We start from the raw sequence: 20,766 nt of genomic DNA, 5'->3' as shown, positions 1-20,766 counted from the left end.
CGCAGCGGCGCGCTCGAATCGGGTGCGACTCGTCGCACGACATTAGCTGGTGTAGTTGAGGCTGGTCATCATGCCGGCGTCTTGGTGGTAGGTGTTGTGGCAGTGGATCATCCAGTCGCCGGGGTTGTCGGCAACCAGCACGGCGCTGAGTTTCTGCTGGGGCAACACGATGACGGTGTCTTTGCGCGCCCCCAGGCTGCCATCGGGTTTGATGATTTGGAACGTATGGCCGTGCACGTGCACGGGGTGCCACATCGCCGTGGAGTTGGTGAACCTCAGGGTGGCCCGCTGCCCCTGCTTGATGATCAACGGCGGGTTGTCGGGGTAGGGCTTGCCGTTGATGCCCCAGTCATATTTCATCATCGAACCGGTCAGATCAATGGCGAGGTCGATGTCGGAGTTCGCCGGCCCCAGCCCGGCGGCCGGGGTGGCGGTGAACATGTCGACGGTGCCGACCCGGCCGTTGAGTTCGGGCGGCTGAAAATCAGCGCCGGGCGGCGGACCGGCCCCCGTGGACAGCAGCGCCCGTCCGAGCGCGTTCTTGCCTTCGGCCAGCGCCACCAACGGGAACACGCCGTCGCCGGCGGTGACGATGACGTCGTAGCGTTCCCCCATCCCGAGCAGCAGCGCGTCGACCTCGGTGGGCACGACCGCATACCCGTCGGTGTGTGTGACCGTCATGGCATGTCCGGCCAGCGCCACCCGGAAGGCGGTGTCGGAGCCGGCGTTGATGAACCGGATCCGGATCCGCTGCCCAGGTTTGGCGTCGAAGACAGTCGGTGCGGCGGGGATGAGCCCGTTGACCAGGTAGTGCGGGTAGGTGACGTCGCCGGCGTCCCCACCCAGAAGAGCGCTCGACGCGGCGGGCATGCCAGGCATGCCGGGCATACCGGGCATGGTGTCCATCGAGGGCATCTGATGCCCGCCGCGCAGGTCGTCGTAGATCTGTTGGGGGCTTTTGCCGATCCCGTCGGTCCAGTCATCGAGGACCACGATCCATTCGGCGTCGTAGTTGCCCGGCTCAGCGGGGTCATCGACAATCACCGGAAAGTACAGGCCGGTGTCGGCGTCCAGGCCGGTGTGTGGGTGCGCCCAGTAGGTGCCTGGATGGGGCAGCGAGAACCGATAGGTGAAATCGGTGCCGGCCGCGATGTTGGCGGAGGCGGGGGTAGCGCCGTCCATGTCGTTGCGCAGCGCAATGCCGTGCCAGTGCACCGAGGTGGGGTGATCGAGCCGGTTGGCGACCGTGACAGCGAGTTCGTCGCCGACATTGGCCCGGATCAGCGGGCCGGGGAGGGTGTCGCCGTAGGCGAGGGTCTGCGCGAGCCGGCCGCCGAGGTCGATGGTCGCCGGTTGGGGTGTCAGCGTGGCGGTCACGGTACGTCCGGTGTGCGGGCGGGCCGCTTCGGCAGCGGCGATCGCCGCATCAAGGTTGGCCGCGGCCGGGTTCGTCGAGCGGCCACAGGCGGCTAGCACCAATCCGGCTCCGCCGACCAGCGAGGCGGTGACAAACCTCCGCCGGTCCAGCCGAAGGTCATTCCACGTCGATCCGGTCACGTCCACTCCCTCGTCCTTGGTGCCCGCCATCCGGTTAGGGCTCCTACCATTGCTGATCGGCCCACGCCGGTACACACGCTGCTGTCACGGCGGCGTGTCCGGCAGTGCCTTCTGCTCGTCAGCTGCTGGCTCACGCGTCGTGGCCGTACAACCGGCCTCCCTGCCCCGCGTCAGCCGACTGCTGATGCTCGCCACCACCGCGGCCATGTGCTTGATTTGTTTGGCCAACGCTCGGGGAAGGCAGCGCAGCAACACTGACGTCCGGGCGCAGGTCTAGGCGGCGCAGCAGCTGGGCGTTGAGCGCGACGACAATGGTCGACAGCGACATCAGGACCGCGCCCACCGACATGGGCAACACGAAGCCCACCGGGGCCAGCACACCGGCGGCCAGTGGGACCGCGACGAGGTTGTAGCCGCCTGCCCACCATAGATTCTGGGTCATCTTGCGGTAGGTCGCCTTGGACAGTTCAATGACCGAGAGCACCGATCGCGGATCCGAGCTGGCCAAGATGACGCCCGCGGAGGCGATCGCGACATCGGTACCGGCGCCGATCGCGATGCCCACGTCGGCTTGCGCCAGCGCGGGCGCGTCGTTGACACCGTCACCGACCATGGCCACCTTGAAGCCCTCGCGCTGCAGCTCGGTCACCTTTCCCGCTTTGTCCTCGGGGCGCACTCCGGCGAACACCCGGTCGATGCCCAGCTCATTGGCCACCGCGTGCGCGACCGCTTCGGCGTCGCCGGTGACCATCGCGACGCGGATACCGAGCCGGTGTAGGGCGTTGACGGCCTGCACGGACTCCTCGCGCACCGCATCGGCCAGCTTCAACGCCCCGATCACCGCGCCGTCGGCTACCACGTGCAAGATGATCGCGCCCGCGTCGCGCCACGGCTGCACCTGCGGCAATTCGTCGAGGTGCTGCTCGGCCAGCATCGAGGGGCCACCGACGTGCACGACCCGCCCGCCGACCGTGGCGGTCACCCCGATGGCCGGCGACGACGCGAAGCCACTCGCCTTGGGCACCGACAGCTCGCGCCAGCGGGCGGCGTCCACGATCGCGCGAGCCAGCGGGTGCTCGCTATCAGATTCGGCGGCGGCCGCCAGGGCCAGCACCTGGTCTTCGGAAAAGTCAGGGGCACCGGCTTGGGCGATGACGTCGGTCACCGCCGGCTCACCCTTGGTCAAGGTGCCGGTCTTGTCGAACAGCACCACGTTGACCGTGCGCATACTTTCCAGCGCCAGCCGGTCCTTGATGAGCACGCCGCCGCGGGCGGCCCGCTCGGTGGCAATGGACACCACCAACGGGATGGCCAGCCCCAGCGCGTGCGGGCAGGCAATCACCAACACGGTGATCACCCGGGTCACCGCCTGATCCGGATAACCCAGCAAACCCCACACCACCGCAGTGATGACCGCCGCACCCAACGCGAACCAGAACAACCACGCGGCGGCGACATCGGCGAGCCGCTGCGCCCGTGACGACGAGTTCTGCGCCTGCATGACCAGCCGCTGAATCCCGGCCAACGCCGTCTGGTCACCGACCGCGGTGATCTCGACACGCAACCCGGAGTCTGTGGCGACCGTGCCGGCAACCACGGGATCCCCAGCTGAGCGGCGCACCGGGCGCGATTCACCGGTGACCATGGACTCGTCAACTTCGGCGACGCCCTCGACCACGGCGCCATCAGCCGGGACGGTACCGCCCGGACGCACCACCACTAGATCACCCACCCGCAGGTCGGCCGGCGCGACAGTGACCACCGTGTCACCCTCGACGCGCTCGGCTTCATCGGGCAACAATGCCGCCAATGAGTCCAGCGCCGACGTCGTCTGCGCCAGGGACCGCATCTCCAGCCAATGACCGAGCAGCATGATCACGATCAACAGCGCCAGTTCCCACCAGAACTCCAACTGGCGACTCAGCACGCCGAGGCTGGCGCCCCACGACGCCACAAACGCCACCGTGATCGCCAATCCGATCAGCAGCAGCATTCCCGGTGCCCGCGAACGGATCTCGCTGACCGCGCCCGTTAAAAAGGGCGCGCCGCCCCAGAAGTACATGATCGTGCCGAGTATGGGTGCCGCCCAAGCCACGCCAGGGAACGCCGGAATCGTGTAGCCGACGATCATCGCGAACATGCCAGACAGTGCAACGGTTGGGATCGCGAGTACCAGCATCACCCAGAACAGTCGCCGGAACTGCGCGGCATGATCCCCGTGACCATGTCCAGCGTGGTCGGCGTGAGGTGGGGCGTCGGCGTCCATCAGCATGGCGTGACCGTGTTCGTGGTGAGCAGTCATACCGCCAACATATACCCGTATGGGGTATTCATGGCAAGCCGTCAGTGGATGCCGCACTCCCTCTGGTGGGCGCGCGCCGGTCTGCCTCGGCGCGGCGAGGCGGGACGAACCGGTCGCAGTCCGTCCCGCCCGCCGTCCAGCGCTAGAAGAGACCGCTCAGCACGTCCCCGGACCCGAACAGGTCCAGGAAGGCGCCGGGGTCGACGGCGTCCGCTGCGGCGCTGGCCGCGTTGGTCGGCAGATCCGCCGTGCCCACCGTAAGCGCTTCGGCCAGCCGTGCCGGCCAGTCCACCAGCAGCGCGTCCAAGAGGCTTCCGTCATTGAGCAGCCCAACGAACACGTTTGGGGTGTCGGGGACCTCCCACCCATTGATCAGGGCGTTCATGAGATCGGCGGGGGCGCTGAGCAGCGCATTCAGGTCTCCGCCGACAGCCTGTGTGATGGTGTTCGCCAGCTGGTAAAAGACCCCGATCAGCGGTTCCATCTGAGTCCCGCTGAATTCCTTTATGAAGGACCACGCGTCGAGGGGTCCGACAAACTCGGAAACGGCGCTCGAGAGGTTCTCCAGCATCCGGGCGGGAATGGAAAGCACGGGAGCCATGGCCTTCCCGATGTCCTCGAGTCCGTAGAGCGTCCAGAGGTTGAGGTCGTTGAAGACCCCGAATGCGTTGCCGTCCGCGGCGTAGTCGGCCATGCGTTCGAACAGAGTTTCCAGCCCCGGGTACTTGAAGGGGTCGCTTTCAACTCCAAATATCATCTTCTGCAACGCATCGCCGATACCTGCAAACCCCGAGGTGACGAACCTGGTCATGGGTTCTCCATCGACGATTCTCGCGTCGAGCGGGACGTTTTCCATGCCGATGATCAGCTGGCCGTAGTCCTTCAGGTTGCCGCCGATCTGCTCCAGCAGCGTGGGGATGTTGGAGTTGCTGAGCAATGCGTCGAGGTTGTCCCCCGCCCGCTCGAATACCGAGGACCAGCCCATGAAGTCGTCGGCGCCAGCGGTCAGGTGAACATATCTGTGCTGAATATCGGACGGAACGGGTACGGCCGGATTGGCGAGAATCAGGCCGGTTCCTACCAAGGCGACACCTGCTGCCGCGAATCGGCTCGTGCTGGCGGCGCCGGATCCGGTCGGAGCGGATCCAAGAACTAATGACACGACATCTCCCTTGCTAAGTATGTGCGTGCGCCTTGAGCGAGCGCACGCCAACTGTGAACAGAACATATGCGGTATACCCGTATAGGTACGTATATAGGGTACCCTACCCTAAGTGCCCCTAGCGGCCCGGTCGCGTTCACCGACATCGCCCAGGTCGTGCGCACCCGATTCGGACTCAAGGCGCTGGTGCTAGCCGGCGATCGCGACAGTGTGAGCAAATGGGCTGTGGCTCTGTCTGATTCGGGAGTTCTGGTCAGTGACTGCGGTGCCGGGTCGACCCGAATTGGAGTTGGGATTCCCTTTACCCCGGTCCCGTCGGCGAACACTCCGAAATATGCGTCTACCCGCATGACACGTTCGTGAGACACATGACAAGGACATGACACCACCGTTGAGAAAATGACACGGAGCGTGAGACCCTACACATTTGTAGGTTCTCATGCTGCGCGTCATACGGTGTCGCTCTGAGCTGCGGCGATGCAGGTTGTCTCACGTGTTGTCATCTGGGTTTGTCTCAAGTTCGTGTCATTTCTTCGGCCGTTCTACTGTCCGTTGTCGATCTATCTGAGGCAGGTCGGGGACGCTGACCTGCGGTGCCTCAGATCAAGTGACAATCGGCAGCGGATGGTTTGCCATTTGAACTGGGGTAAGTGGACTTTCGTGGCGGGGAACGAGCGCGGGCCCGGGCTGTCGGCCAGAAGGAACACTGCTTGGCTCCGGCTGGGACCCGAAGCATGAGACACGAGCCCGCGCTCGTGCCGTCGGCTCGGTCCCATCAGCCTCGTTCACCGCTTCCCGGTACGCCCTGACCATCCTGACCATGCCTGGCCGATTCGCTAGTGGATCTACGATCAGCAACTTGTCGGGTCCGTCGGCCGCGATGACGGTGCCGCACGTTGGGCCACCAGCTGGCTTCGCGCAGCAGTGTGGCGATGGCGGGGACGGTGAGGGTGCGCACCAGGAAGGTGTCGAGGAGGAGCCCACAGCCGATGATGAGGCCGGCCTGGATCATGATGGCGATCGAGCCGGTGGTGAGGCCGAACATGCTGGCGGCGAAGATCAGGCCGGCTGAGGTGATGACGGAGCCGGTGTTGGCGACGGTGCGTAGTACGCCGACGCGGATGTTGGGTCCGGATTCTTCGCGCAGCCGTGAGACGAGCAGCATGTTGTAGTCGGCGCCGACTGCTACCAGGATGATGAATGCCAACAGCGGCACCGGCCAGGCGATTTCGTAGTTGAGTCCCCATTGGAAGATCAGGACGCCGATGCCGAGTGAGGCCAGGTAGTTCAACACGACGGTGCCCAGCAGGTACAGCGGGGCCAGCACGGCGCGCAGCAACACCACGAGGATGAGGCCGACAATGAGCAGGGTGGCGATGGCCAGTTGGGCGAAGTCCGCCCGCAGCAGCCGTTGGATGTCGGAGTTGACGGCGGGGAACCCGGCAACCGAGACGGTGACGTCTGCCAGTGATGTGTTGGGGCGCGCCGCGTTGGCAACGTCGACGATCTCGTGCGCCAGGCGGATTGCTGCGCCACTGTAGGGGTCGGGTGTCGATTCGATGGCGAAGCGTGCGGCTTTGCCGTCGGCTGACAGGAATTGTTTCGCCACATCGGCGAATCGGCGGTTCTCGAAGACGTTGGCGGGCAGGTAGAAGCCGCTGGCAGAGTCTGAGGAGGCGCTGGCGCGAGCCGAGTTCTGCAGTTGGGTGGCGATCTGGCTCATCCCGGACAGCAGTTCGATGTTGCTGTCGGCCAAGGTGTGCACGCCGGTTGCCAGTGCTTGGGCGCCCGAGGCGAGTCGACTGATGCCGTCTTGGAGTCGACCTATGTTGCCGGCCAGATCAGTGGGATCACCGAGGGCTCCGAAGGCCTTGTCCAGGCCGGTCACCGCGTTTTGGACATCGGTGAGGGCGCCAGCCACGGTGGCGTTGCTGGTGGGGTTGTAGTGGTCACCGAGGTCGGCGACCTCGGTGAAGAATCCGCTGTCGCGCAAGCTCACCAGAATCTGAACCTGATCACGGATCTGGGCGCATTGCGGCGTGGTGAGGCACCACGGGGAGGTGTTGAGGGCGGCGGCGAGGGGGTCGAGGATTGTGATGGCGCTTTGGGCTTGTTCCGCCAAAGGTCGCAGCCCGGGGCCGGATTGGATTGCGTGGTCGATGGCCGGGGCGGTCGCTGAAAGCTGTTGGAGCAACGGTCGGAACTGCTGGGCCTGAGCGCCCGCGGACTGAGCTTGAGCCAGTATCCCGGTCAGTGGTGTCAAAGCCCTGCGCAGGGTGGTGTCAAGCTGTGCGAGCCCGCTGGCGAGTTGGTCGGCGCCGTCGGTGAGCTTGGTGAGGTCGTCCTTGCGTTCGTTGCCGTCGGCGACGGCGCCAGCCAACTTGTCACCGATCTGGCCGTTCTGCCACGAGAGTCGGGCCTGTTCGAGGCGCTCTCCGGTGGGCCGGGTGATCCCGGAGACTTTGGTGACGCCGGGGATCTGGGAGATGCGGGAGGCCATTTCGTCGAGGTCTGCCAGCCCCTTACCGGTGCGCATGTCGGTGGGGCTTTCCACCACCAGGAATTCAGGGATGACGATATCTTTGCCGAAGTGGTGGTCCAGCAGCTGGTAGCCCTGGTTGCTCGCGGTGCTGGCGGGCTGGCCTTTGCGGTCGTCGTAGCTGATTTTCATTGTCGCTGCGACTCCTGCCAAGGGCAGTAATATGACCAGGCTGGTGATCAATAACCGGCCGGGGCGCCGGACCACCGCGACCGCGACGCTGTTCCAGTACCGGCGGGTGCGATCGGATTTGGGTTCGCCGATGCCGTGTTTGGACGCGAGCGCCAGCACCGGCGGCAGCAGTGTGACGGTGGCTGCGAATCCGATCAGCACTGCGACCGCACACGAAGGGCCGAGCGCGGCGAACACACTCAGGCGGGCGAACACCATAGCCAAAAACGCGAACGCGACGGTGGCCGCCGAGGCCAGGATCACCCGACCGATGCTGGCGGTAGCGTGGATAACGGCCTGGTCGGCGGGCACGTGTGTGCGCCGCTGCTCGTGATAGCGGCTGATCAAGAATACGGTGTAATCGGTGCCTGCACCCAGCAGGATCGCGGTCATAAACGCCACGGTGAACTGCGAGACAGGCATGCCCAGCTCGCCCAGTACCGATAGCACACCGCGCCCAACGGCCAGGCTCACTGCGATCACCAGCAGCGGCAGCAGCGCGGTGAATACCGACCGGTACACGATCAGCAGGATCAGCGCGATCAAGCCGGCAGTCGCGATCGAAATCAGCAGCAGGTCATGCTCGGCAGAGGCGATCATGTCACTGAAGGTCGCCGTCGGCCCCGTCACATACGCTGTGGTCGACGTGCCGGCGAACACCCCAGCGGCGATATCGCGCACCGCCTGCACGGAGGCGGCCGCGGTGGGGTCACCCAGGGTGCCAGCCACACCCACCGGCAGATACCAAGCTTGGTGATCGTTGCTGACCGCGTGGGCCGCGGTGACAGGGTCGGCCAGCAAGTCTTCAACCAGCAGGACGTGATCGGTGTTGGCGCTGAGCCGCGCCACGAGCTGCTCGTAGTGCTGCCGCACCGCGGGGGTTAACCCGGCGGGGTCTTCCATCGCCACGAACACCATCGTTTTGGAACCCTGTTCGCTGAACGCCGCGCTCATGCGGTCCACCGTTTGAAACGACGGGACATCGCCGGGGAGCAGATTTACCGACTGCTGCCGCACCACCGTCTCCAGCTGAGGAAACAGCAGCGCCAGCACGAGCGCAACGCCGACCCATGCCCCCATCACCAGCGCCTTGTGTCGCACCGTGAACCCGGCCAGGGCGGCCAATCGCACGCTGTACTCGCTGGAAGCGGCCGCAGGGGCCGAACCGCCAGTCCGTTTCGGCAGTGTCGCTGTGGTACCCGAGAAGTCCCGATCGCCGTCGATCACCCCACCCCCCATCAAACGAAACTTTCGATATCGCTACGCTACTCATAGTGCCACAGTGGTCGAAACGGGTGCTATTCCGGGCCCCACGCGCGGCCCGGCGTAGGCCATTGCGGAATGAACCATTAACGACGTGCGGCGAGATCTACCTCGGAGTCGTAGGCCTCGGGGACGTCATAGCGGACCACCCGGACCCGCCCTTGCGGCAGGCACGCCATGTAGCCATGGTGCCGGCCGTACAACTCCCAGGCGGTGACCTCCGGATGGGCGTCAACGTCGATGCCGTGTCCGCTCGAAAAGCCAAGGTGCAGCGCACCGCCATCACCGCACCATGCCTGCGTGCACACCGCGCCGGCGAAGTCCAGCAGTGGGATCTCATGAGTCGCGACCCGGGCGGGGTCGATGAACACTGCCTCGATCGGAAAGTCACCGACAGCGGGCAACGTAAGCAGCAGCGGACTGTAGATGACCACCTCATTGCCGTCATCGAAGCCCAACATCAGCCCGCCACGCAGCGACACCCGCTGCACAGTGCACGCTTGGATCCATTGGGTGTACATGGCGCCTCCATCAACCGTCGAGCGATGCACAAATGGTACTATTGGTAGCGCTACACTACTAGCGGTAGCAATCACTGGGTGTCACGGAGCCAATCCGGAACACGATGGCACTGCCAGCGACGAACCGTTTCGCTGGGCTACCGTTGGTGCCATAATCGGCCCAAGCGCGCAACGCCGGCCAAAAACCCGGAAGCAGCGAGGTGAGCGAGGTGAGCAGCCGGTTGCAGTTCGGCCACGATGACAGCAAGGACGATGACGACATCGACCCCCGCCGGATCCGGTCTCGCAATCGCCTACTGGACGCAGCGGCCGCACTGCTCACCAGCGGCGGCGTTGAGGCCGTCACCATTGATGCGGTCACCAAAGCCTCCAAGGTGGCTCGCACCACCCTCTACCGTCATTTCAACAGCTCGTCGCAGCTGCTTGCAGCGACCTTCGAGCGGCTACTGCCCCAAGTCACCCCGCCTGCACCCGCCAGTGGAACGCTGCGCGAACGGCTCATCGAACTGCTCACCCGCCAGGCCGCCTTATTCGACGACGCCCCGCTGCACGTCACCGCGCTGGCCTGGCTCGCCCTGGGCCCCACCGCAACCACCGATCACGCCAGTACCGAGCACGCCCCTAGGGCCCTGCGCGCACGAGTCATTGACCAATACCGACAACCCTTCGACGCCATACTGCAAAGCGCCGAAGCCCGCGCTGAACTCGGCGACTTCGACGTCGAACTCGTACTGTGCCAACTCATCGGGCCATTCGCCTTCGCGCGGATGACCGGCCTGCGCACCATGACTGCCCACGACTGCACACGCATCGTCGACGACTTCCTCGCCTCCCACCGACACAAGGACAGGGAACCCGCAACCACACCGGCCGGCGATAATTCAACCGCTGGTCAGGCAGCAAACAGTGCCTCAGGTCAAGCGAGAACGGATGTTGACCGTCTCTCTGGGTGACGACCACGGGGTGGGGATTCGCCACTGGGGTTGCCGATAGGCCGGTCGGCCGGATCTGCCGGTTGCTTGGGCTCGTGTTCACCATCAGTGTGACGAGGTAACTGATGGGTGCGCGACACCCCGCTAAAGTCTTTGTCGGCTCGCTGGGTGCCGCGCTGTAGTGCTCGCAGGCACTGATGGTGACGGTAGAGGTTGATTTGGCCTGCGTCGAGTCCCGGCTTTTGGCCGGCGAGATCGGCTGTCCGACGTGTCGGAACGGTGTGCTGGGCGGTTGGGGGTATGCCCGGGTCCGCCAGGTCGAGTGACCTGCGGCCATGCCGCCACCGTTGCAGCGCACACTGAGTCGAGGCTACGGGCAGTACCCCAGATAGATTGGCAAAGACACGCCGATACCTCAGATGCCGTGACAATGCCCCACGTCAGATGCCAACGGACATCTACGATCTGCGGCTTATGCAGAGATGACCCGGTGCGCCGGCAACCGGCGACGCGCACATCGTTTCGTCACGTGACCGCCAGGTATCTGGTCGCCCCGAGCCGGCAGCACCTCTGAGGCGACCGTCCGGGTGATGATGGCGCTGGCGGCTCCGTCCCAATCAGTGAAGCCGGCCAAGCCAACGCGCAAGGACGCCAAACAGGTTGTCGTCTGACACATTCGTAATCAGCAAAGTAGCCGCGGCAACGCCCAGCGAGGAGATCGCCACCCATACAGCCGTTTTGGCCACCCGAAGGGACTCCAGCGACGACGTCAGAGACGCTGCCGCAGTCAAAATGCCGCGATAATCCTCGTCTGCGGCCAGCAGCGTTTCGAGCATTCCCATCTGTTCATTCAGTAGGTGCTCATTCATGTTGATCGGCTCACGTATCTCACGGCCGCGTTCGACGCCTTCGGCGACGAGAAACGGCGCTTCTTCGAAGAAGAACTGTGCCGGGTCTCGCCGCCAGCCGCGTCCGTTGTATGCCCGAATGTCTCGGTCAATGCTGCTCATGTCGACGCTGAGGGTCAGCAAGCTAGCTCGTAGGCGGCCCAGCTGGCCGTGTTGGCGGGCAGCGTCTCGCATCGATGCGTACCGCCCCTGACACACTTCCAGCATTTCGCTTATGGACAACCGTAAAAAATAGTCCTCAACCGCGCCTCGGACGTAGTAAGCGATCGAACTGTCATTCTGGCCAAGCCCATAGGACGTAAGCTCCTTCGTGAGGCCGGCGAGGATCTCGGTTCGGTTGCCCCAAATCGCCCACGTTCGGCGATCCTCCATGTCCGAGTCAGTTCGTATATCCCGCTCCCCGATGGTCATTGCCGGGAGCTTGCTCGACCTCTGAACGTAGACCGTATGCGGAAGCCCGAGGGCGCGAACAGCTCCATCAACCCCTCTCGCTGGACGCGTCTCGGGGTAGGCACTTATCTCATCGAACAGGACGACATCCAGTAAAGGCTGCGGCTGTCCATTTGTTGCAAAAAACCCGGGCCACTTAGCGGAAAACCATTGCCGTGCAGCACCATGCAGGCGACCTCGTTCCTCTTGCACCCTTCGGAACGCCACAAAATCGGGGTCCAAGGGTCGTGGCCACTCCCCACCCCGCTTACCCCAATACATTTCAGGCTGGTAATCCCGGTGCCAAGCCTCATCGAGCCGAGATATCGCGTCGTCATCAAGATCGAACTTCGCCATGACAGCCGTGATCCCTTGGCCGATCTGAAGAGCTTTGAGTTCGACTCGATCGAACTCTTTGGGCATCTTTCGACGGACGGCATCATGGCCGATGGCATTGCTACCGCGACGTACAACCTCGCCGAGGTTCCACCACGTCCAGCGGGCTCCCGATCTAGCCTCGTCGGGAGTAGGCATATAGCGGCGGCCGAGCATTCGTAATTGCTTTGTATCCCAGCGGTTTCGATTTATTGCTTGGTCCAGATTTTCCTTAACACTCGGTGGGAAGAGTTCGACGACGAACAGCGACGGGATTCGAACATGGTCAGTGGGTGGAACGGTGCACTCATCCTCATCGCCCCATCGGAAGCCGGCTAGCGCCCTGCGGTGGGCGCGGTACTGCATATTTAGGTTGATGAGGTAGTCGATCGGCGTCAGGAACCGATCAGGCGCCAGCTTGGCTGATCGCGTACGTCGCACCCCATAGAGAACTTTCTCGATGCGTTCAAGACTTCGGTCGCGCTCGTCGCGAGCGGGCTTACGACTTGGGTTCGCCGCAGCGGATTGTCGCGGCTCTTCGCCGGCTGTCTTCTCTTCGGGCCAATCGCCCTCTCCGGTCATGATGACGATGTTAAGTACGCATGGCGACAGCAATCCCCCAGGCGCGCGGACCGCCGCGCGCGTCTCGTCCGCCGAAAGGATCGCAGAGTTGCCTGGAGTCCGCCCAGGTTCGTTGTTGAATCTGTAGCCGTCGCAGTCCGGCGACCAAGTCGAGCGTCGAGCACCGGGCGAGTCCACCGGACTCGGGGTAGACGCCTTCGTGTCCGACGGCCATGTTTCGATAGGGATCTCCCGTCAGTCAGCGTCGACAACAAGAGGAGGTCTGGGCATGCCCGACGTCATTGCCGACCACTACATGCTTCTGAAGGTCGAGCGCCGTAGCGGGACCTTCTCCGTCGTTCGCAAGGCGATTGATGATCGCGACGAATCATTTGTTGCAGTTAAACTGCTCTCCGGTCAGTCCGACGATGTGACCCGGAAGGTCTTCAATAACGAAGCGACGACGCTCAAGAACCTTTCGCACCCGAACATCGTGCGCTGCCGCTGGTCCGGCATAGACGAGACCGCCACCTACGTCCTCGTCCTGGACTGGGTCGAGCGGAACCTCGACGATGTTCTGAAGGCATCCGGGCCTTGGGACTCGTGGGATCGTCTGGCTACCGAGATAGCGCTGCCGTTGGTGGATGCGCTCGCCTACACCCATCTGAAGCAGATAGAGCACCGAGACATCAAGCCGCAGAACGTCCTTGTCTCAGACTCCGGCGTTCCACTGCTCGCAGACTTCGGAATCGCGAAGATCCGGGGCGAGGCACCAGCAACTTCGCATACCGTCGCAGCCTGGCATTCGAAGCCGTACGCACCGCCGGAACTCAACGCAGATATCCAGTACGTGCGAGACGTCTACTCAATGGGTGTTCTCCTCATTCAATGCATGACCCAGGAGCAACTTAAGGACCTCGCAGGTGTCGAACGGGCATTGGAGACAATCCCCGTTCCTCCTGATGTTCGGCATCTGCTGGGCTCGTGCATCGCCACGCAGCCTGACGCCCGGCCTAAGAACGCCGGCGACCTCCTAGGCGGCTTAAAGGCCATCCAACAGCGCAGACGGGCGCAACAGCAGCTCGCGCGAAATCCCGTCTGGCTGCGTCTTACGAAATCGGCGGTCAGAGCGCTGGCGGGTAGCGATGACGCACGACAGGAGGCGATCGGCAAGGCAAACGCCGACCTGTCGGGGGATGTCTACGCCTCCTTCTTCAACGACCAGGAGTCGGGCGAACCCCAGCGTGACAGCATCCGCATCGACGGCGAGGCTTGGAGCTTCACTTTGAAGTCCGACGAGAGCGGCGCTGTGATCATCAAAGCGGCAGAGTTGGACTTCGAGCGACTTGAAAATCACAGGCGCCGAGCACTTCTGGTGCCGAAAATCTTCGACTGGATGTTTAGCCAGCCGGCCAATCCTGTTCTAGCCAGGACCGGCATCGCCACCTTGATCGACACCGTCGATGCCTTCTACGCCGCTCGGGATCACGCGGACCCAACTGACGGAGGGGAGCGAGACGGCGACGAACTATTCGACATCTGGCGTCGAGTACTGAATGCCCGCGAAGAGCTTGCCCGCGGAGAGAAGAAGCCACTTCCCTACAAAAAGTGGCAGGCACGGGGCCGCGAGGCCACGTTCATTCTAGAAACCGCGGTAGATCACGATCTAGTCGGCACAGAATGGCGCGTTCGAGATTTGGTGACCGACCGAAAGCTCGGATGGGGCGAAGTCATCGATCACGAGGCCGACCGAGTTGTCATCCTGAGTGCTCGGAGGTGGGAGGGACTTCCCGACCGGGCCGTCCTCGATCCGCACCTTGGCCCCGACGAAGCGGCTCTGAACCGGCAGCGTAGGGCCGTCGACGACGTTCAGCGCGACAAGTCAGCCCGCTCGGACCTACGGGAGCTGCTGCTCGATCCCGGCCGCAACACGGAGCCCAAGTCGGCTCCGATCCAAATCTGGAACCGCAATCTGGACGAACGCAAGCGCCAGGCCATCGAGACAGCGATGGGATCGCCTGACATCTTCGTTGTCCAAGGACCACCGGGTACAGGCAAGACGAGCTTCATCGCTGAGCTCGTTGAGCAGACACTGCGGGTAAACGCCGAGGCACGGGTGCTCATCGCCTCGCAGACGAACGTCGCCGTGGATAACGCACTGCAGCGACTTGCCGACGGCGGTCAAGCCAGCATGGTCAGGCTCGCAAGCGCTGACCCGAATCGCGTCGATGAATCAGTGCGGCACTTTCTGCTCGATGCTCAGATGAAGCGTTGGGCACGAGCAGTGCGCAAGAACGCGGAGAGTCACCTCGGAGCACGTGCCACTGAAGCGGGGTTGCCACCGTCACATCTGCGAGCCGCATTGGCGCTACAGCAGTTGTCCGCCGCCCTGGCACAACTCGACCACCTCCAGGCCGCGCGTCCAGATGACGAGGAAGATCAGCGGTCGGAGTTGGCAACATCCCTGTCAGAGCCAACCTCCACAACATCGGTGCAAGACAGGGTCGACGCGCTGGCTGACCTCCGAGATGAGTTACTAGCCGAGGCGCAATCCGAGCTGGGCAGCGACCTGACTCTGTCAGTCGAGATGACTGCAGAGGACACTATGACTGCTGTAGATGCCCTCATAGGTGGAAGCAGCGAGGCGCAGCAGCTACTAACCCGGCTCCAGTTGCAGGGCGAATGGCTGCAGCGGATCGCCTCGGATCCTGGCCTCGCAAACACGTTCCTCGACCAGACGAGCGTTATCGCTGGAACCTGTGTCGGATACCTCAGGCATCCCGCCGTGCGGCATCTCGACATCGACCTGTGCATCGTCGATGAGGCGTCTCGAGCAACCCTCACCGAAGCCTTGGTGCCGATTTCCCGAGCCAAGCGCTGGGTCGTCGTCGGTGACACAAACCAGCTGCCGCCAGTCGACGAAGACCTGCTGCGAAACAAGGATCTGATGAATGACCACCAGCTTCTGCCCGAATATGTCAAACAAACGCTCTTCCAAAGACTGACGGACCGATTGCCGGAACACTCCCAGGTGATGCTTAATCAGCAGTACCGGATGATCCGCCCGATCGGTGACATGATCTCGACCTGCTTCTACAAAGAGCAGTTGCGCTCCCCCAATGACGGCGGGCTCGACGGCTATTCTCTGGGTTACGGCAAGCCCGTACTGTGGCTCGATACGTCGGCACACGGCGAGGCTCGCCGAGAAGCAGCTCCCCAGGGCAGGGGCAAGAGCTTCGCGAACCGTGCCGAGGCTCGCATCGTCGTCGATCGACTGACGGTGCTGAACGGATCCATCGACAAGCAGGTCGTCGGCCTGCCGAGGAACCGTGAACGGCTAGATGTCCTTGTGATCGCGCCATACGTTGCGCAAGTCGCCGACCTAAAACAGCAGCTTGCTCCCCTTGGTAACCGATTGCGGCACCTGTCGATCACGGTTATGAGCGTCGATGCCGTGCAGGGGCGTGAGTCGGATGTCGCCTTCTTCTCTGTGACGCGCAGCAACTCCAGGGCTGAACTCGGCTTCATCGGCCCCGACTACTGGCGACGAATCAACGTTGCGCTCTCCCGAGCTCGATTCGGCCTCACCATCGTCGGCGACGCTGGCTTCGTCAGAGGTACAACCGGTGCCTTGAAGAAGGTCCTGACCTATGTCGAGACACATCCGGACGACTGCGAACTGCGGACGGCGGAGCGATGAGTCTTACGTCGGCCGAAATGATTCGGCGCCGGTTCGGCGACCACAGGCCGGGTCTCCAGCTGATTAGGGTGGTCGATGCCGCCCTACCGGTCACGATGCTCCGCGTGGACGTGTTGGCTCAAGAACGCAAGCCGCTCCCCCTGCTGGAAGAATTCATTCTGCGGTTCGTGCACGCCGGGGTTCGTGAGATTGATGAGATCGCTGCACTCCTTGGCTTACAGCGCAGCCAGGTCGTTACCACAGTCGCCGACCAGATCAGCTCAAACAACCTCACCAAGGCTTGGAGCGGACAACTTGGCCTGACGACGCTGGGGCTAGAAGCCGCGCGCAATGCCGAAGCGGTACAGCCAATCTTGACTCAACTCAACGTGCCGTTCGATCGGCTCGTCTGGAACGCCGAGGACTACACGCGTTCCAGCCTGCTCAAGAAGCGGGACGCATTGGAAGCTGGCCTCGTGCTTCTGCCGGCCAAGAAGAGCTCGCGCGTCAACCTAGACGACCTTGCCGTGCAACGCTTCAACGAGCTGGTCGAGTCACGCGACGACCGGACGCGGAAAGTGGAGGTCCTGCGCGTTCGAAAGATCGCGGCACAGAACCTACACCTGTATATGCCGGCCCAACTGCTGATCTATGGCGATCCTGACTCCGGCGAGGTGGAACTGGGGCTATGCGTTGATGGAGACCTTCAGCCGAACCATGGACTGGAACTTGCGGCCACGGATGCCGTCGTCAAACTTGGGATCGTTGTAGCACGCTCGGAGCCTCGTCCGACTCTAGCCCCCGAGCTCGAGGACCAGCGGGTGACGGGCGATCAGGTCGAGATCCTCAGGGCCGCTGGCGAGTTGAGGATCCGAGACGGCGACGAATCCGTCGAGATTCCGCAACGCATCGAGGACATTGCGGTGCGCAGTGTCGACGTCCATGAGCACCCGCAGCTGCTCACTAAGGCGCTCAACGGCACCAAGAAGCGACTGCTGATCATCGCACCTTGGGTCAAGGGCGGGGTGGTCAACACAGATTTCGTTGCTGCCCTTGAGCGACGGCTTCGAGCAGGCGTTGAAGTGCATATCGGTCACGGATACGGGCCAGATGACAGCGGATCGGATGACTTTGCGCTTCGCAGGCTCAACAACCTGGCGGCTCGATACGACAAGCTGCGGATCGTCCGCCTGCAGAACACCCACGCCAAGATCCTGATCTTCGACGACCAGTGGATCACGACCAGCTTCAACTGGCTCTCATTCAAAGGCGATCCGAACCGGACCTACCGCATGGAAGAAGGCACGCTCGTCCAGATCAAAAGCGAGGTCGACAAGGCCTTCGCGCGGTACATCGATGTCCTCAACGTCGATGGGGTTGACCCCCGCGCGCTAACCTGAGCCTCGCCTTGTCGGGGCCAGTCCTACGGCATTTGCGCAACGCCGACAGCCGCTATCGCTACGACGCCTTCGCGGCCTTCACCAAGTTAGGCGGCGGATCACCGCTGGAGCCGGCCGGGCGACAGCACCTTATTCGACGGGTGAGTCCAGAGGGAGCGAGTGCAACGGCTGGCTAAGAAGAAACTGTCGATCTCGCACGGCAACACGGATCCCTGGCGAGAACCACGCAGTCGCGGGAAACCCACGCCCGTTACGGCAACCCTCGTACAGCAGTGGCCACCGGTAATAACCAATCGTGTTGGGCGTCCGCGGTGTCGGCGCTGTCGAGCGGCTCGTGTCCGGCGTCGTGTCGACGACCAAACCAGACCCGCATCTCCTTGAGTATGTCGAGGACGACTGGCAAGAACTTGTGCGGTGATATCGAGCGCATCCCTGGCGCGACCGCAACATTGCAGTACCCTCATCGCCAGGTGGGCTGGCGCAGAAAATTTTTCAGAACGTTTCCGGTGGCGGCGATCGCTGCCAGAGAGGCTAACGCTCCACACAATGGCCGACGACCCGATCTCGACGATCTATCTGGCGGACCGCGCTGATGGCTCCGCCATCTACCAAGCCAACATGAATCTCCTCTACGTGATCACCACGTACGGAGCTCTCGTGTTCGCTGCGCTCGGCTCAAACTTTATCAAAAACGCGTGGGCACTGGCATTCATCGGAATCCCGCTCTGGGGTTTATTGTGTTACCAGGTGCAGCTTTTGGTGCTGGCATCCGTGAGGGTGAATTCCATCCGCATTCTGGAGCAGAAACTACTACACGGCGAAGAAAGACTTTCCGATCCGCAAAAGAACCAGCTCGGCTCAGACGCCGGCGATCGAGTTTCGCGCGTTTCCAGACAACCCCGGTGCCTCGCCGCCGCGAACCTAGCGGCCTTCTTTGCCATCGGCCTAGCGTCGATCGCTGTAGCCCTAGCTTCGCTAGCGACTGTTCCAAAGTGCAGCCCTGCATTCATTTTCGGTGCTACGACGCACTTCTTGCTGGCCATCATATTTCTCGGCGGCCTAATTTCGCTCCTGCGAATCAAAACTCTGATAGGTGCCCTCGGCAGGGAGGGTCCGTACCCCTGTAGGTCCGCCGGCGCATGATGACCTGGTCGGCCGGGACTTCACCGCCGGGGCGACGTCGTTATCTGCCGACATGCCAACAACTTATCGACGCCCACCGCGAACAAGGCTACGAGCAATGCCGGGGTAATACTAGTGTAGGGTTGCCGGCTCCGTGTCATACGACGATGCGCTGAACTGCGGCGATGCTGGTTGTCTCACCTCGTGTCGTCATCTCCTCGGCCAGCCCGAGAATGCGCTGATGAGGTACCGGTTCCGCAGGTAGTCGGCGATCACACTGAGCATGTGTTGACGGTGCGGCCAGTTGGGGTTCGGTCTGCGCCTCCTGCTAGCGTCGCCGTTCGTTGGCTCTGCCTGCCATGAAGTTCATTTCAAGGAGACCCCGTTGCGACTGGACCGGACCCCCGCTTTCTCCCGCGTAAAGCTGCTGCACGTCAACCTCCTCCCGACCAGTGAGAACACGGACATCAAAGAATCAGAGCTATTGGGTACAACTGTTACGGCATGGACGGGCCTCGAACCGAGCGACGACGTCTTCGCTGAGTGCGACATGCGTGGCGTACTTACCTCGGGGTCTGAGCTTTGTTGGATTGCAGGCGATTCCGAAGTCGAGATGATGCAACCCCCTCGGTATGCCGGTTTGCCGGAGGAACTGGTGGCGGAAGCGAAACCCATCGCGTCTCCTGCGGGTTCGAAAGCTTATTCGGGCACAGCAGAGGGATGGCCACCGTTGATCTGGAAGTCTCGGACGGTTTATTCCGCGATCAAATACGATGACTACGACACCGCCGTTGAAGTTCTTCTATGCGCTTTGTCGGTGGCGCCGGATGACGGCGATCTTCGCCCGATGCTGCTGGCGAGTTTGAAGGCACAATACGCACGGGTGCTGCGCCATCCCGACTCCTATCCTCAGCCCTGGCGGACGCAAAAGAGTCCGAGCAGCGCCATGTTGGACAGGCTTCGACTCTGACGCCCACGAGACTCCTACTCGATCGTCTGGTGCCTGCAGTGCGCCCCGGCCGGGTCGTCCTCCGCGCCGATAATGACCAAATATGCCACTCCGTCGGCCCTCTCGGGCGCATCGCGCCGGCAGCCCTCGACGACCCGCCGAAACTTAGACCTGAGCAACGGCGTCATTCCGACCGGTATTCACCTGTCGTCGGGGCCGTTGGGTTTGCCATCATGTCTGCTCCACGGGTCACCCACGTCGTGCACTAAGCGGTCTCGGTCGGCAGCCCATGCCCGATCTTCGGGCCCCTGGAACAGTTCGGTGATATCGGGCCATAATGGCCCACTTTCTGAGATGTTCGTTTCATTGTGGGTCATGTGTCTACGTTCCTCGCTGACGGCGCTTGGCACCTCTATCCACCTACAGTCTGTCGCTAGTGCCGACTGATCGCACGCGGCACGGAGTTCCCCCGGGCTGCAGGAACGGGGCTCCGCTGCACAATCAGGTGAAGATGTCACCAATCCGTGCAGCAGACCCCCGTCCGGTAGGCCGGATCGTGCAGCAGGCCGTAGACGTAGTAGAAGATGTCGTCCTTGGTCACCTGGTCGCCGATGGCCTCGCGGTAGAGAGCCAGGATGCCGTCGGTGATGTTGTCGACGCGGCGGTAGCCGTACTCGTCGACGTCGCCACTGCTGTTGTGGAGCGCCAGTTCACCGTCCGTGGATTCGACCTTCTTGTAGGTCCATCGAGGGAAGAACTGCGCCGTGTACGTGAAGAACGATAGGTCAGGTAGCAGGTCTGTCGCGAGGGTCGCGAACTGCGTGCCGTCACGCGGTGCAAGTGGCATGTCCCCAATGAACGGGGCCATCCTGTTTTAGAGTCCTGTTGCCCGTGAC

General features: G+C 62.9%; 11 protein-coding genes and 1 pseudogene. 5 read left to right on the top strand and 7 right to left on the bottom strand.

Translation table 11 applies throughout. The annotated features are described in order from the left end of the window. Positions 1-42: 42 nt before the first annotated feature. The 5 genes from BST15_RS17515 to BST15_RS17495 form a co-directional block, all read right to left on the bottom strand. The gene (locus BST15_RS17515; RefSeq protein WP_083071084.1) at positions 43-1,587 is read right to left on the bottom strand and encodes a multicopper oxidase family protein; all 1,545 of its coding nucleotides are present in this window, start codon (positions 1,585-1,587) and stop codon (positions 43-45) included. A gap of 100 nt (positions 1,588-1,687) precedes the next feature. Then, on the bottom strand, positions 1,688-3,859 hold the full coding sequence (locus BST15_RS17510) for a heavy metal translocating P-type ATPase (protein WP_083071083.1): 2,172 nt from the start codon (positions 3,857-3,859) through the stop codon (positions 1,688-1,690). A gap of 142 nt (positions 3,860-4,001) precedes the next feature. Further along, a complete protein-coding gene (locus BST15_RS17505; protein ID WP_234708308.1) occupies positions 4,002-4,943 on the bottom strand; it encodes a hypothetical protein in 942 nt (313 codons plus the stop codon). An 853-nt stretch (positions 4,944-5,796) separates the two neighbouring features. After that, on the bottom strand, positions 5,797-8,970 hold the full coding sequence (locus tag BST15_RS17500) for an MMPL/RND family transporter (protein WP_188108924.1): 3,174 nt from the start codon (positions 8,968-8,970) through the stop codon (positions 5,797-5,799). 110 nt (positions 8,971-9,080) lie between these two features. Continuing rightward, positions 9,081-9,515: a DUF6188 family protein gene (locus tag BST15_RS17495; protein ID WP_046189984.1), complete on the bottom strand. Its 435-nt coding sequence runs from the start codon at positions 9,513-9,515 to the stop codon at positions 9,081-9,083. A gap of 209 nt (positions 9,516-9,724) precedes the next feature. Here BST15_RS17495 and BST15_RS17490 point away from each other — a divergent pair, with 209 nt between their 5' ends. Then, entirely contained in the window at positions 9,725-10,468 is a 744-nt protein-coding gene (locus tag BST15_RS17490) for a TetR/AcrR family transcriptional regulator (RefSeq protein WP_046189997.1), read from the top strand. Between the two features lie 596 nt (positions 10,469-11,064). Here the strand turns inward: BST15_RS17490 and BST15_RS21835 are convergent. Continuing rightward, positions 11,065-12,741 carry a hypothetical protein gene (locus BST15_RS21835; RefSeq protein ID WP_125079731.1) on the bottom strand — a complete coding sequence of 559 codons (1,677 nt, stop codon included), beginning with the start codon at positions 12,739-12,741 and terminating at the stop codon, positions 11,065-11,067. A 268-nt stretch (positions 12,742-13,009) separates the two neighbouring features. Between BST15_RS21835 and BST15_RS17475 the strand changes: the two genes are divergently transcribed. The 4 genes from BST15_RS17475 to BST15_RS17460 all read left to right on the top strand — a co-directional run bounded on the left by BST15_RS17475 (position 13,010) and on the right by BST15_RS17460 (position 19,891). Beyond that, on the top strand, positions 13,010-16,420 hold the full coding sequence (locus BST15_RS17475; protein WP_046188576.1) for a serine/threonine-protein kinase: 3,411 nt from the start codon (positions 13,010-13,012) through the stop codon (positions 16,418-16,420). A gap of 68 nt (positions 16,421-16,488) precedes the next feature. After that, positions 16,489-17,799 (top strand): phospholipase D-like domain-containing protein, encoded by a 1,311-nt coding sequence (locus BST15_RS17470; RefSeq protein ID WP_052751397.1) that lies wholly within the window; start codon positions 16,489-16,491, stop codon positions 17,797-17,799. Between the two features lie 546 nt (positions 17,800-18,345). Continuing rightward, complete coding sequence (locus BST15_RS17465) at positions 18,346-18,942, top strand: hypothetical protein (protein ID WP_046188574.1); 597 nt, start codon at positions 18,346-18,348, stop codon at positions 18,940-18,942. Positions 18,943-19,306: 364 nt separating this feature from the next. Continuing rightward, positions 19,307-19,891 carry a hypothetical protein gene (locus BST15_RS17460; RefSeq protein ID WP_131701183.1) on the top strand — a complete coding sequence of 195 codons (585 nt, stop codon included), beginning with the start codon at positions 19,307-19,309 and terminating at the stop codon, positions 19,889-19,891. Positions 19,892-20,408: 517 nt separating this feature from the next. Here BST15_RS17460 and BST15_RS17455 read toward each other — a convergent pair. Then, positions 20,409-20,687: pseudogene (locus BST15_RS17455) on the bottom strand (type ISP restriction/modification enzyme); the annotation flags it as partial. Positions 20,688-20,766 lie beyond the last annotated feature (79 nt).

It is taken from the genome of Mycolicibacter arupensis (assembly GCF_002086515.1).
Taxonomy (GTDB): Bacteria; Actinomycetota; Actinomycetes; order Mycobacteriales; family Mycobacteriaceae; genus Mycobacterium; species Mycobacterium arupense.
The sequence above is the reverse complement of the archived record's forward strand: the minus strand, read 5'-3'. Positions and strand labels throughout refer to the sequence as shown.